General features: G+C 70.1%; 12 protein-coding genes and 1 tRNA gene. 7 read left to right on the top strand and 6 right to left on the bottom strand.

From position 1 onward, the window contains the following. The first annotated feature begins 2 nt into the window (after window positions 1–2). The 3 genes from AB1285_RS02955 (at window position 3) to AB1285_RS02965 (ending at window position 2,825) form a co-directional block, all read left to right on the top strand. Window positions 3–656, top strand: coding sequence for a thymidine kinase (locus AB1285_RS02955; RefSeq protein WP_366237562.1), 654 nt, complete (start codon window positions 3–5; stop codon window positions 654–656). Between the two features lie 158 nt (window positions 657–814). Further along, on the top strand, window positions 815–1,537 hold the full coding sequence (locus AB1285_RS02960; protein ID WP_268776718.1) for a FadR/GntR family transcriptional regulator: 723 nt from the start codon (window positions 815–817) through the stop codon (window positions 1,535–1,537). Window positions 1,538–1,547: 10 nt separating this feature from the next. Beyond that, window positions 1,548–2,825, top strand: a complete 1,278-nt coding sequence (locus tag AB1285_RS02965; RefSeq protein ID WP_268776719.1) for an alpha-hydroxy acid oxidase — start codon at window positions 1,548–1,550, stop codon at window positions 2,823–2,825. An 85-nt stretch (window positions 2,826–2,910) separates the two neighbouring features. Here the strand turns inward: AB1285_RS02965 and AB1285_RS02970 are convergent, their stop codons facing one another. The 5 genes from AB1285_RS02970 to AB1285_RS02990 form a co-directional block, all read right to left on the bottom strand. After that, window positions 2,911–3,678 (bottom strand): HAD-IIB family hydrolase, encoded by a 768-nt coding sequence (locus AB1285_RS02970; protein ID WP_370429103.1) that lies wholly within the window; start codon window positions 3,676–3,678, stop codon window positions 2,911–2,913. After that, entirely contained in the window at window positions 3,675–4,151 is a 477-nt protein-coding gene (locus tag AB1285_RS02975) for a VanZ family protein (RefSeq protein WP_370429104.1), read from the bottom strand. Before AB1285_RS02975 ends, AB1285_RS02970 begins: the two co-directional genes overlap by 4 nt. Before the next feature lie 68 nt (window positions 4,152–4,219). Further along, window positions 4,220–4,296 (bottom strand) — tRNA-Pro (locus tag AB1285_RS02980). Between the two features lie 84 nt (window positions 4,297–4,380). Next, on the bottom strand, window positions 4,381–5,322 hold the full coding sequence (locus tag AB1285_RS02985; RefSeq protein WP_370429105.1) for a metallophosphoesterase: 942 nt from the start codon (window positions 5,320–5,322) through the stop codon (window positions 4,381–4,383). Further along, window positions 5,313–7,874 (bottom strand): transglycosylase domain-containing protein, encoded by a 2,562-nt coding sequence (locus AB1285_RS02990; protein WP_370429106.1) that lies wholly within the window; start codon window positions 7,872–7,874, stop codon window positions 5,313–5,315. Before AB1285_RS02990 ends, AB1285_RS02985 begins: the two co-directional genes overlap by 10 nt. A gap of 89 nt (window positions 7,875–7,963) precedes the next feature. On the opposite strand from AB1285_RS02990, the gene AB1285_RS02995 reads away from it, so the two are divergent. Next, on the top strand, window positions 7,964–8,188 hold the full coding sequence (locus AB1285_RS02995; RefSeq protein WP_060921874.1) for a hypothetical protein: 225 nt from the start codon (window positions 7,964–7,966) through the stop codon (window positions 8,186–8,188). After that, window positions 8,185–8,643: a RidA family protein gene (locus AB1285_RS03000; RefSeq protein ID WP_187662153.1), complete on the top strand. Its 459-nt coding sequence runs from the start codon at window positions 8,185–8,187 to the stop codon at window positions 8,641–8,643. Before AB1285_RS02995 ends, AB1285_RS03000 begins: the two co-directional genes overlap by 4 nt. Window positions 8,644–8,741: 98 nt before the next feature. Here the strand turns inward: AB1285_RS03000 and acs are convergent, their stop codons facing one another. Next, the gene (gene acs, locus AB1285_RS03005; protein WP_187662152.1) at window positions 8,742–10,709 is read right to left on the bottom strand and encodes an acetate--CoA ligase; all 1,968 of its coding nucleotides are present in this window, start codon (window positions 10,707–10,709) and stop codon (window positions 8,742–8,744) included. A 398-nt stretch (window positions 10,710–11,107) separates the two neighbouring features. On the opposite strand from acs, the gene AB1285_RS03010 reads away from it, so the two are divergent. Both AB1285_RS03010 and AB1285_RS03015 read left to right on the top strand, forming a co-directional pair. Next, entirely contained in the window at window positions 11,108–12,112 is a 1,005-nt protein-coding gene (locus AB1285_RS03010; protein WP_280568348.1) for a TadA family conjugal transfer-associated ATPase, read from the top strand. Then, the gene (locus AB1285_RS03015) at window positions 12,106–13,005 is read left to right on the top strand and encodes a type II secretion system F family protein (RefSeq protein ID WP_292798099.1); all 900 of its coding nucleotides are present in this window, start codon (window positions 12,106–12,108) and stop codon (window positions 13,003–13,005) included. Before AB1285_RS03010 ends, AB1285_RS03015 begins: the two co-directional genes overlap by 7 nt. Window positions 13,006–13,027: the final 22 nt, after the last annotated feature.

Consider the following 13,027-nt stretch of genomic DNA (forward strand, 5'->3'; position numbering starts at 1 on the left):
CCGTGGCGAAGCTCTACTTCCGCTACGGCGCGATGAACTCGGGCAAGTCGACCGCCCTCCTGCAGGCTGCCTACAACTATGAGGAGCGCGGCCAGCACGTGCTGCTCGCCAAGCCCGCGATCGACACCAAGGGTGCGGGGGAGATCGAGAGCCGCCTCGGGGTCACGCGTCCGGTCGACGTCCTCATCGGACCGGAAGACGACGCCCGCGCGCTCTTCGCGATCCATCGGGAGCGCATGCGTCGGTCGACGGAGGAGGAGCTCATCCCGACGGGGCCCGTCGACGTGGCCTGCCTGCTCGTCGACGAGGCGCAGTTCCTGACGCCGCCCCAGGTCGACGACCTCTTCCGGATCGCGGTGGAGGACGGCATCCCGGTGATGGCCTACGGGATCCGCAACGACTTCCGCACGCACGCCTTCCCCGGATCGGCCCGGCTCCTCGCCATCGCGCACTCGCTCGAGGAACTGAAGACGATCTGTCGCTGCGGGCGCAAGGCGGTGTTCAACGGGCGGGTGGTCGGCGGCCGGTTCGTGTTCGACGGCGACCAGGTCGCGATCGACGAGGGCGCCGACGGCTCTTCCTCGCCCGAACTCACGACCTACGAGTCGCTGTGCGGCACCTGCTACCTGGAGGAGTCCGGCGGCCGTCTCGGCTGATCCCACCTCCGACCCACCCCCTTCCGGTCGACCCACCCCTCTGCGCGCGTACGCAAGCGGCCGGGACGCACGAAAAGGGGTGGGTCGGCGGTGCAGCGGTCCCGCATTGCGTGGTCTGACCACACGCGCTAACCTGTGGTCTGACCACAGGAGGCGGGATGACCGAGCAGCCGGCGCGTGCATGGCGACTCGTGCTCGAGCACATCGAGCGTGATCTGCTCGACGGTCGCCTCGGCCCGGGCGACCGGCTGCCGTCCGAGCGCGACCTCGCCAGCGACCTCGGCGTCGGGCGATCGAGCGTGCGGGAGGCCTTCCGGGTGCTCGAGGTGCTCGGGCTCATCCGCACCGCGACCGGCTCCGGCCCCCAGTCGGGCGCCATCGTCATCGCCACCCCCACCGGCGGCATGTCCGCGCTCCTGCGCCTCCAGGTGGCCGCGCAGGGCTTCCCGCTCGACGACGTGGTCCGCACGCGTCTCGTGCTGGAGGACGCGGTCGTCGAGGCCATGGCCGCCGCCTCAAACCGCGACACCTCCCGGGCGCACGACCTGCTCACCGCGATGGATGACGGTGCCCTCACGCCGGCCGAGTTCCTGGCCCTCGATGCGCAGCTGCATCTCTCCCTCGCCGAGGGCAGCGGCAACACGGTCATCGCGGCGATGATGGCGGGGCTCCGTTCCTCCATCGAGTCCTACGTGCTCGCCGGGGCCGCGACCGTCGACGACTGGGATCGGATGGCCGCCCGCCTGCGCTCCGAGCACCGCGCTCTGGTCGCGGCGATCGACGACGGCGACGCCGACACCGCCCGCCGTCTCGTCCGCACCCATATCACCGGCTACTACACCGCCGCGGGTCTCACCCGTGCCATCACACCGCAGAACTGAGAGGCAGAACATGGTCCAGCGCCAGCTCCCCAACCCCGCCGAGCTGTTGGAGCTCATGAAGTTCAAGAAGCCGGAGCTCGACGGGCGCAAGCGGCGCCTCGACGCCGCGCTCACCATCGACGACCTGCGGAAGATCGCCAAGCGCCGCACGCCGAAGGCCGCCTTCGACTACACCGACGGTGCCGCCGAGGGCGAGCTGTCGCTGAGCAGGGCCCGCCAGGCGTTCCAGGACGTCGAGTTCCACCCCGGGATCCTCAAGCCGGCCCCGGACGTCGACACGGCCGTCGACATCCTCGGCGGTCCCTCCGCGCTCCCGTTCGGCATCGCGCCGACCGGCTTCACCCGTCTCATGCAGACGGAGGGCGAGGTCGCGGGCGCCGGAGCCGCGGCCGCCGCGGGCATCCCGTTCACACTGTCCACCCTCGGGACGACGTCGATCGAGGACGTCAAGGCAGCGACGATCCGGGAGCCGCAGGGGCCCGTGCCCGGTCGGAACTGGTTCCAGCTCTACGTGATGCGTGACCGCGAGATCTCCTACGAGCTCGCCCGTCGTGCCGCGGCCGCCGGCTTCGACACCCTGCAGTTCACCGTCGACACCCCGGTCGCCGGTGCCCGTCTCCGTGACAAGCGCAACGGCTTCAGCATCCCGCCGCAGCTCACGCTCGGCACGATCATCAACGCGATCCCGCGGCCGTGGTGGTGGTTCGACTTCCTGACCACCCCGAAGCTGGAGTTCGCGTCGCTGAGCACGACCGGCGGCACCGTGGGCGAGCTCCTCGACGCGGCGATGGATCCGACCATCAGCTACGACGACCTCGCCGTCATCCGCGACATCTGGCCCGGCAAGATCGTCATCAAGGGCGTGCAGAACGTCGAGGACTCCGTGCGCCTGCGGGATGCGGGCGTGGACGGCATCGTCCTGTCGAACCACGGCGGCCGTCAGCTCGACCGCGCGCCCATCCCGTTCCACCTCCTGCCCGAGGTCCGTCGTGCGGTCGGCGACGACTTCACGGTCATGATCGACACCGGGATCATGAACGGCGCCGACATCGTGGCGTCCGTCGCGCTGGGCGCCGACTTCACGCTGATCGGCCGCGCGTACCTCTACGGCCTGATGGCGGGCGGACGCCAGGGCGTCGACCGCACGATCGCCATCCTGCGCAGCGAGATCGAGCGCACGATGCGGCTGCTCGGCGTCGCGTCGCTCGCGGAGCTCGAGCCGGCCCACGTGACCCAGCTCACGCGCCTGGTGCCCGTCTCCCGCGCCGCCGGCGTCGAGGTGCACTGACCCACCTGCACGGCCAGGTCACGCCTGCACGACGGACTCCGCCCTCCCGTCGTGCAGGCGTGCCGAAGTCGTGCGGGCGAGCGTGTCAGACCCGGGTGGAGAGGGTCGGCAGCAGCTCCTGCAGACGGGCGGCCGTGTCCTCCCAGCCCTCGACGGCCACCGACGGCACTCCGAGCGCGAGGACGGGGTAGTCGTTGCCACCCTCGTCGAGGCGGTCGCCGTAGAAGAGCATCGCGGTCAGATCGATGCCGGTGTGGGTGGCGAGCTGCCGCATGCCGAACGCCTTGTCGATCCCGGCGCGGGTGATGTCGATCGAGGTCGAGCCGCCCGAACGCACCTCGAGGCTCGGGAGCCGTGCGGCCACGGCATCGCGGAGGGCTCCGCGCTTCGAGCCCGTCGGATCCCACTCGTGCTTCGCGTCGCGCGGCGCCTGCTGACCGAGCGCGGAGAACGTGATCTGCGAGCCGCGGTCTTCCAGGATCTCCCCCCAGGGCTCCGCCTCCCACAGTCCGAGGCGCTCCGCCTCCTCGCGCAGGGCGGTGAGGGCGGCGGTCTTCTCGTCGTCGCTCAGGTCATGCGCGTACACCGCGACGAAGTCGGTGCCGTCATGCCGCAGGTAGCGCGTGCCGCAGGTCGGCAGCAGGTGCAGGCGGGCGAGCGCCTCCGGATCGGCATCCGCGAGCTGAGCGACGACCTGCGAGCGGAACTGCGCCTCGTTGCCGCCGGAGATGATCGCGACCTCCACCGACCGCAGCAGCTCACCCAGAAGCGCGGCGATCTGCGGGTCGATCGTGCCCTTGGACGGCGCGAGCGTGTCATCGAGGTCGAAGGCGACGAGAGAGGGCGATGTCATGATGCCTCCACTGTAGGTGTTCGCGGCCGGGAGGACGGTGTGGCGGCGAGCAGCGTGCAGAATATCGCGAGGACGACGCCGATGGTCGCGCCGGTGGAGTTGGCCACGACGTCGCTCACGGTCGCGGCGCGATGGGGGAGGGCGACATACTGCGCGGTCTCGATGGCGAGGGAGAGCGCGGGGCCGACGAGCAGCGTCAGCGGCCACGCACGACGGGGGACGAGCAGGAAGGCGAGGACGCCGACGGGGATGAAGACGCCGATGTTCGCCAGCACCTCGAGGCGCGTGAAGTCCAGGCTCGTCCAGCCGAGCCGCTGGACAGCGCGAAGGAGGAGATCGAGCAGATTGGGCATCGTCTGCTCCACGCGGGCAGGCGTGAGGGTGAGGAGGGCCACCCCGACGAGGAAGGGGAGTCCGAGGGCGACGGCCCACAGGCGCGTCGAACGTCGCGGCGGTGGCAGGAGCCTCCCCATGCGTTCCCCTCTCGCACGACATCCCGATACAGAGAAGGCCGCCCCTGCGGGCGGCCTTCTCGTGTCACTGGTCGGGGTGACAGGATTTGAACCTGCGACCTCTTCGTCCCGAACGAAGCGCGCTACCAAGCTGCGCCACACCCCGTTTTGCAACCCTCCGAGTCTACAGTGAAATGCCTCCAGCACCGAATCGAGCGCTCCCACCCGCGTGGCGGATCCGTCTCGCGGGTCAGGCGCGCGGGGTCAGGGTGAGCAGTGTCGCCTCGGGACGGCACGCGAAGCGGACCGGAGCGTAGATCGAGTGTCCGCAGCCGGCGCTGACGTTCAGGGGTACGGAACGGTCGCCGTGCGTCCAGGTGCTGAGCCCCTTGGCCTGCTTCAGTGGGACGTCGCAGTTGGCCACGATGGCCCCGAAGCCGGGGAGGCAGACCTGCCCGCCGTGCGTGTGCCCGCCGAGGATGGCGTCCGCGCCGAGGTCGACGAAACCGTTGAGCACGCGCTGATACGGCGCGTGCGTGACTCCGAGCACCGGCGTCGCATCCGTTCGGGGGCCCAGCGCCTCGAGGGCCGCAGGCAGCACGTCCAGCCGCTCCCAGTCGCGGTGGGCGTCGTCGACGCCGAACAGGTCGACGGCGGCGCCCCGCACCGTGAGGCGCGTCGCCGTGTTGTTCAGGTCGGCCCAGCCGAGCTCGTCCGTGAAGTAGTGGTCCATCGCTGCCGTGTCGAGCAGCGTCGGCTCGCGGTGCTTCTGCGACGGCCCGGCGAAGTACCGCAGCGGATTCCGGGGGGAGGGGCCGTTGACGTCGTTGGAGCCGTGCACGAACACCCCGGGAATACCGGCGAAGGGAGCGAACGCCCGGCGGATGCCCTGCAAGCCCTCTTCGTGCCCGAGGTTGTCGCCCGTGTTGACGATGAGGTCGGGCTTCAGGTCGGCCAGGGACGCGAGCCAGTCCTGCTTCCGGTGCTGCCAGGGCGCCATGTGCGCATCGGAGAGATGCAGGATGCGCAGCGGCGCCGCGCCCGTCGGAAGCGCCTCTGCCGAGACCTCCCGCACCGTGAACAGATACCGCTCGATGCCGATACCCCAGATCGCCGCGGCCGCACCGACGGCCCCCACCGCGCCGAGCGCGATGAGGGCCGGGTGCGCCGCGCGGGACGCGCCTACTTGCACGACACTCGGATCGGCGTGGCCTTCGTGGCCGCGGAGTTCGCAGCGGGGGTCGTCGCCGTCACGGTCGCCCCTTCCGCGTTGCAGGATCCTTCTCGCTCGACCGTCGTGAAGCCGGCGGCGACGAGGGCGGCGTTCGCCTCGGTCGGACTCTGCCCCGTCACGTCGGGGACGGTCGCGCCCTTGCCGTTGCTGGGCGAGATCGTGATCGTGGCTCCGGCAGCCGCCTGACCGGACGGGTTCTGCTCGACGACGATGTTCGTCGCCTTGTCGCTGTCCACGGGGGCGCCCACGGAGACATCGAAACCGGCACGTTCGAGGGTCGCGGTCGCCTCCTCCACGGTCTGCCCGACGACATCCGGCACGTCGACCCGGATCTGTCGGATGAGGTTGCCGTCCGGCTCCGGGAACCGGTCGCCGCCGTACGCCTGGTTCGCGGCATGCTGCGCGGCCCTCGCGAGGGGGTACCGCACCTCGTTGAGCAGGTGACTGCCGGTCCAGACGTTGAACACGTTGTCGTGGTTGCCGTTCGAGCGGCCGGCCCAGACCGCGGTCGCGACCTTGGTGCTGGACTCGATCATCATGGTCGACCACAGGTCGTGTGTCCCGGTCTTGCCGATCAGCGGGGTGCCGTCGAACGGGTTGGCTCGCGCGCCGGTGCCGCCGCCGGCCATGACGCCCTGCAGTGCATAGGCCGCGGTCGCCGCGACCTCCTTCGAGAGCACGCCCTCGGTGCAGGACGCCTTGGGAAGCGGACGCTCCTTGCCCTCGGCGTCGATCACCTTGTCGATGGCGCGGGGCGTGCAGTACGTGCCGCCGCTGGCGACCGTCGCGTAGGCGTTGGCCATCGCGATGGGGGAGATGTTCTTCGGGCCGAGGACGTCGTAGGGGACGTTCTCCTCCGTGACCTTCTCGCCGCTGGCCAGGGTGACGCCCATCTTGTCGGCGACCTTGTTGATGTCGCAGACGTCGAGCTTGGAGGCCATCGCGAAGTACCCGCTGTTGAGCGACTGCGCGGTGAACGTCATCGGCGTCCCCGGATAGCCGCGGCTGCGGCCGAAGTTGCCGATCTTCGCGGTGTCCGTCGACTGCGGGCTGCCGCAGACCGGGATCTGCAGATTGGTCTGCACGGTTCCGTTCAGGTTCTCCCGCACGGAGTGGCCCTTCTCGAGCCAGTCGATGAGCGTGAAGAGCTTGTAGGTCGACCCGACCTGGAAGCCGCCGGATTTGCCGTACTTCTGGTCACCGGCGAAGACGAGCGACGAGTACTGCTGGTCGGTGGTCGGGGTCTCCGAGAACTTCGTGTTCTGCGTGATGGAGAGGATGCGGCCCGTGCCGACCTCGATCGAGACGCCGGCAGCGCCGAAGTACTTGTTGTCGAAGTTCGCGGGGACGACGTTGGCCATCTCCTCGGCCGCCGGGTCCTGCACGCGGAAGTCCAGCGTGGTGTAGATCTTCAGGCCACCGCGGCGCAGGAGGTCACGGCGCTCCTGGATGTCCGCACCGAACGCCTCGTCGTTCTCGACGATCGACTTCACGTACTGGCAGAAGTACGCGTTGCGGCCGGCGGCCGCGCACCCCTGGGTGGGGACCTTGATGGCGGGCTCGATCGCCGCGGCCTTCGCCTCGTCATGCTGGGCCTGGGTGATCTTGCCGTCGGTGAGCATGCGGCCGAGCACGTAGTCGCGGCGATCCTTGGCGTCCTTATAGCCGTCCTCAGCGGAGTTGTGCGCGACGCCGTCGTCGGTCGTGTACGTTCCGCCGGGCTTGTCGATGCGGTACGTGTTCGGGTTCTGCACGATGCCGGCGAGCGTCGCCGCCTGGCCGACGGTGAGCTTCGCCGCCGACGTCGAGAAGTAGTAGCGCGCGGCGGCCTCGATCCCGTAGACCGTGCCGCCGAAGTTCGCGATGTTGAGGTACCCGAGGAGGATGTCGTTCTTCGAGTAGTCCTTCTCGATCTGGATGGCGTAGCGCATCTCCTGGAGCTTGCGCTCGATGCCGTCCACACCGGAGGCGTTGGTGGCGTCCTGCCAGCACTGCTGCAGCTCGTCCGCATACGTCTCGGAAGCCGTGTTGACGTTCTGCTCGCACTGCTGGATGCGGACGTTCTTCACGAACTGCTGGCTGATCGTCGAGGCGCCGCGGCTGGAGGTGCCCCGCACGTTGTCGACGAGGGCCTTCACGGTCGCGCCGAGGTTGACGCCGCCGTGGGTGTAGAAGTTCTTGTCCTCACTGGAGAGGATCGCGTCGTAGAGGACCGGTGCGACCTGCTCGTGGGTGACCGGCACGCGGTTCTGCTCGTAGAACGACGCCAGCACGACCGGCTTGCCCTCGGGGTTGGTCGCGTAGATCGTCGACTGCTCCATCGGGGTGTCGACCTTGAGCACCTCGGGCAGCTCATCGAAGATCGTCAGTGCCGTGGAGCCGGCGACGCCGGTCATCGCGAGGACGGGGGTGACGCTGGCGGTGACCAGCAGACCGGCGATGGCGCTCAGTCCGACGAGCCCGACGAGACCGCCGAGCACGCCCTTCACCGTGCGGTTCTTTTGGGGCATACGCTTGATCGTAGGGGAGTTCCCTGAATACCGGCTTTGATGAGCGCGGCCCGGTCTGCCCTGGACGCGCCCTGATCGACAGGAGTGCCATGACCACCTGGGAGTACCTCACCACGCCGCTGCTGATCCACAACACCGCGGCCATCCTCAACAACTGGGGCAAGCAGGGCTGGGAGCTCGTCCAGGTGGTGCAGGGCCCCGAAGGCGGTCTGGTCGCCTACTTCAAGCGCCCCGTGACGACGGACGGCTCGGCCAACGCCGGTCTCGCCGCTGCCGCCGAGGCCTCGCGCCAGTTCGAGGGAGGCCAGGCATGAGCGTCGCCGCCCGTCTCTCCGAGCTCGGCATCGAGCTGCCCGCCGTCGCCGCTCCGGTCGCCGCCTACGTGCCGGCGGTCGTGCACGGCGGACTCGTCTACACGTCGGGCCAGCTCCCGTTCGTCGACGGCGCCCTCCCCGCGACCGGCAAGGTCGGCGCGGAGGTCTCCGCAGAGGACGCGAAGGCGTACGCCAGGACGTGCGCCCTGAACGCGCTCGCCGCGGCCGCCGATGTCGCGGGCGGTGTGGATCGGATCGCCGGTGTGGTCCGCGTCGGCGGCTTCGTCGGCTCTGCGGAGGGCTTCACCGGACAGCCCGCCGTCATCAACGGCGCGAGCGAGGTGCTCGGCGAGATCTTCGGCGAGGAGGGACGGCACGCTCGCGCTGCTGTCGGTGTCGCGGAGCTTCCGCTCGGCAGCCCCGTCGAGGTCGAGGTCACGTTCCGCCTCGCGTAGTCCCCGCGCCCGGCCCGCCGAGACCCCGCGCAAACGTCGAGACCCCCTGCTGCAGACATCTGCAGCAGGGGGTCTCGACGTGAACCCGGGGTCTCGCGTTACTTGACCTGGGCGGAGATGATGCTCATCACGGCGGTGTCGGCGAGCGTCGTGGTGTCACCGACCTCGCGGCCCTCGGCGACGTCGCGCAGCAGGCGTCGCATGATCTTCCCGGAGCGGGTCTTCGGCAGCTCGCCCACGATGTACACGTCGCGGGGACGCGCGATCGCGCCGATCTGCTCGCCCACCCAGAGCCGCAGCTGCTGCGCGAGTCCGGCCGGGTCGTGGGCGGAGAGGTAGCTCTCCTTGATGATGACGAACGCCACGACCGCCTGACCGGTGGTCTCGTCCGATGCGCCGACGACGGCCGCCTCGGCGGTGGCCTCGTGTGCCACGAGGGAGGACTCGATCTCCGCGGTCGACAACCGGTGGCCGGAGACGTTCATCACGTCGTCGACCCGGCCGAGCAGCCAGAGGTCGCCGTCCTCGTCGAGGCGGGCGCCGTCGCCGGCGAAGTAGTAGCCCTTGTCCTCGAACTTCTCCCAGTACGTCTCGCGGAAGCGCTCGGGGTCGCCCCAGATGCCGCGCAGCATGCTCGGCCAGGGCTCCGTGACCACGAGGAGACCGCCGTTGCCGTTACCGACCTCGACGCCCTGCTCGTCCACCACGTCGATCGAGATGCCCGGCAGCGGCACCTGCGCGGAGCCCGGCTTCGTGGCGGTCACGCCGGGGAGGGCGGACACCATGATCGCGCCGGTCTCGGTCTGCCACCAGGTGTCGACGATGGGGGCAGTGCCGGCGCCGATGACCTCGCGGTACCACATCCACGCCTCGGGGTTGATGGGCTCTCCGACCGAGCCGAGCAGACGCAGCGACGACAGGTCGAACTTCTGCGGGACGCTCCGGCCGATCTTCATGAAGGAGCGGATCGCGGTCGGGGCCGTGTAGAAGATCGAGACCTTGTACTTCTCGATGAGCTCCCACCAGCGGCCCGGGTGCGGGGTGTCCGGGGTGCCTTCGTACAGCACCTGGGTCGCGCCGTTGGCGAGGGGTCCGTAGGTGACGTAGCTGTGTCCGGTGATCCAGCCGATGTCGGCGGTGCACCAGTAGACGTCGGTCTCCGGCTTCAGGTCGAAGACGTTCTTGTGCGAGTACGCCGCCTGGGTGAGGTAGCCGCCGGAGGTGTGCAGAATGCCCTTCGGCTTCCCCGTCGTGCCCGAGGTGTAGAGGATGAAGAGCGGGTTCTCGGACGGGAAGGCCTGGGCGGTGTGGTCGGCCGAGGCCGCGGGAACGACGTCGTGCCACCACAGGTCGCGACCGTCCGTCCACTCCACGTCGTTCTCGCCGCGCTTGACCACGAGCACGTGCTCGACGGTCTGCTGCTCGCCCTCGCCGCGGTCGGCCAGGGCCTGGTCGACCGCAGGCTTCAGCGCCGAGACGCGGCCCTTGCGGTAGCCGCCGTCCGCGGTGATGACGAGCTTGGCGCCGGCGTCGTCGATCCGGGAGCGCAGGCTGTCCGCGCTGAAGCCGCCGAAGACGACCGAGTGGATCGCGCCGACGCGGGCCACGGCGAGCATCGCGGCGATCGCCTCCGGGATCATCGGCAGGTAGATCGCGACCCGGTCGCCCTGACCGATGCCGAGCCCCTCGAGCACGTTCGCGACGCGCTTGACCTCATCGGTCAGCTCGGCGTAGGTGATGCGACGGCTGTCCCCGGGCTCGCCCTCCCAGTACAGCGCGACGCGGTCGCCGTTGCCGGCCTCGACGTGACGGTCGAGGCAGTTGTACGCGACGTTGAGCTCGCCGTCGTCGAACCACTTGGCGAAGGGCGGGTTGCTCCAGTCGAGGACCTGCGTGAAGGGCTTGTGCCAGTGCACGAGCTCGCGTGACTGGTCGGCCCAGAAGCCCTCGCGGTCCGCGGCTGCGCGCTCGTAGAGCTCCTGCGAGGCGACGGATTGGGCGGCGAACTCCTCCGACGGCGCGAAGCGCCGGGTCTCGTCGAGAAGGTGATCGATCTGACTGCTCATCGGCAGGCGCTCCTTTGCGGCGTTCGGGTCATGCAGGCATGGCCGCAGGGGGAGTGCGACCAGGTCAGGGCGAATCTATCCCCGCCCCTGACCGCCGAATACTGCCGAAAGTCGGTACTCGGATGGGTTTTGTCAGGACGGTCGCCTTGCGTACACTCGACGACAGCCGAAATCTCATTCCGGCCCTGGCGCGCCCGATTCCCCCGATCGAGAGCCGCCGTGGGCGGCATCTCATTCCCCCCGTGAGGTGCCGCCCTTTCTCATGGGAGCGCTCTCTCCGGTTCGATGCCCTCCGCCCGCTCCTCCACTGCGGATCGGTCCGTGGGGTTGTGCACATCCTCTGTGAGCGCCCACGCACGTCCGCTGGCTGAGGTCCGCAGGCCGCCTAGCGTCGCCGTATGCCCGATCGATTCGTCATCCACCCGCGGCCCTCAGGGCCCACGGATCCGGTGCGCGCCCCGCAGGAGGCGCTCCGGAACGAGCCGGCGTTCGCTCCGCTCGCCGCCTTCCTCGACGAGGACGTCACGGACCTGTTCGTGAACGGCGCGGACACGCTGTTCGTGGACCGGGGAAGCGGCGCGGAGCGCGTGCCGTCCTGGCGCGCCACTGAGCGCGAAGTCCGTGACCTCGCCGTCGCCCTCGTGGCCCTCGGCGGCCGCCATCTCGATGACCAGACGCCGTGCGTCGATGTGCGGCTCGGTTCCGGGGTGCGCGTGCATACCGCATTGGCCCCTATCGCGGCGCAGGGCACCGCCATCTCTATCCGGGTTCCTCGCGTACACGTGGCTGACCTCGACGCCCTGGCGGAACGCGGTGCCTTCGACGCCCGGCAGCAGCGATGGCTCGGCGGACTCGTGCGCGACCGGGCGAACCTCCTCCTCACCGGGGGGACCGGAACCGGAAAGACGACGCTGCTGTCGGCGCTCCTTTCCGCCGCCCCACCCGGTGAGCGGATCGTCACCATCGAAGACGTGGCGGAGCTCAGACCCCGGCATCCGCACCACGTGGCGCTGGAGGCGCGTCAGGCCAACCTGGAAGGAGCGGGTGGGATCGATCTCGCGCGGCTGGTGCGGGAGTCCCTGCGGATGCGACCGGATCGGCTCGTGGTGGGGGAGTGCCGGGGCGAGGAGGTACGAGAACTCCTCACTGCTCTCAACACCGGACACGACGGCGGGGCCGGCACACTGCACGCGAGCGGCCTGGCCGACGTGCCGGCGCGGCTGGAGGCGCTGGGAGCGCTCGCCGGTATGGACGCGGTGGCCCTCGGGCGTCAGGCGGTGAGCGCGTTCACCATGGTGCTCCATCTCGAGCGGGCGCCGGGCGGGACGCGGCGACTCGCGAAGGCCGGCCGGCTCGTGATGGCGGCGGATCGTCTCGCGATCGAGGAGGTGCAGCCGTGGTGAGGCTCGTCGCGCACGCACCGTCGGCGGAGCAGGGATCCGACGTCGCCGATTCCGTGCAGACGCTCGCGGTGCTGCTCCAGGCCGGCGCGGTCCCGCTCGTCGCCTGGCGTCACCTGGCGAGCACCGGAGACCCGGTGGCCGTGGCGGTGCTGGCACGAACGGAAAAGGGTGTGCCGTTGGTCTCCGCGATCGAGGAGCAGGGCGGGATGTGGACGGAGTTGGCGGCGGCGTGGGAGATCGCCACCACCGTCGGGGCCCCACTGGCCGATGTGCTGCGCTCGATCGCCGAGGCTCTGCGCGACGCCGCATCCGCGGCTGACGACGTGCGGGTCGCGCTCGCCGAGCCTGCGGGCACGGCGCGCCTGCTGCTCTGGATGCCGTTGGCCGGTCTGCTGCTCGGCGTCGCGCTGGGATTCGACGCCTGGGGCGTCATCGTCGGGAACCCTCTGGGGGCCGCCTGCGTCGTCACCGGTCTGCTGTTCGTCGTCCTCGCCCGGCTCTGGACGCAGGCTCTGCTGCGCCGCGCGTGGCCGCAGCCGGGGACCCCGGGGATGGCTGCGGAGCTCGTGGGGGTGGCGTTGGCGGGAGGCGCACCGATCGACCGCGCTGTCGAACTGGTGGCAGAGACGAGGGTGGTCGATGCGGCCGGACGCGACCGTGTGCAAGAGGTGCTCGATCTCTCCCGCGCGGCCGGCGTCCCCGCCGTCGAGCTCCTCCGCGCGACCGCGGCGCAGGACCGGCACCGGGCACGGGTCCACGGTCGTCTTCGCGCTGCTCGGCTCTCCACGCGCCTGCTGCTTCCGCTCGGCGTCTGCACACTGCCGGCATTCCTCCTGCTCGGCGTGGCACCGCTGCTGCTCAGCGTGTTCGCCGCCACGCCGCTGCCGACCTGACGACCCCCTCCACACCGATGAA

It is taken from the genome of Microbacterium sp. NRRL B-14842, from assembly GCF_050470785.1.

Coding starts and splice junctions, on each gene's coding strand:
- AB1285_RS02960 (WP_268776718.1), top strand. CDS start 815: ATGACCGAGCAGCCGGCGCGTGCATGGCGACTCGTGCTCGAGCACATC.
- AB1285_RS02995 (WP_060921874.1), top strand. CDS start 7,964: ATGACCACCTGGGAGTACCTCACCACGCCGCTGCTGATCCACAACACC.
- AB1285_RS02970 (WP_370429103.1), bottom strand. CDS start 3,678: ATGACATCGCCCTCTCTCGTCGCCTTCGACCTCGATGACACGCTCGCG.
- AB1285_RS02975 (WP_370429104.1), bottom strand. CDS start 4,151: ATGGGGAGGCTCCTGCCACCGCCGCGACGTTCGACGCGCCTGTGGGCC.
- AB1285_RS02965 (WP_268776719.1), top strand. CDS start 1,548: ATGGTCCAGCGCCAGCTCCCCAACCCCGCCGAGCTGTTGGAGCTCATG.
- AB1285_RS02990 (WP_370429106.1), bottom strand. CDS start 7,874: ATGCCCCAAAAGAACCGCACGGTGAAGGGCGTGCTCGGCGGTCTCGTC.
- acs (WP_187662152.1), bottom strand. CDS start 10,709: ATGAGCAGTCAGATCGATCACCTTCTCGACGAGACCCGGCGCTTCGCG.
- AB1285_RS03010 (WP_280568348.1), top strand. CDS start 11,108: ATGCCCGATCGATTCGTCATCCACCCGCGGCCCTCAGGGCCCACGGAT.
- AB1285_RS03000 (WP_187662153.1), top strand. CDS start 8,185: ATGAGCGTCGCCGCCCGTCTCTCCGAGCTCGGCATCGAGCTGCCCGCC.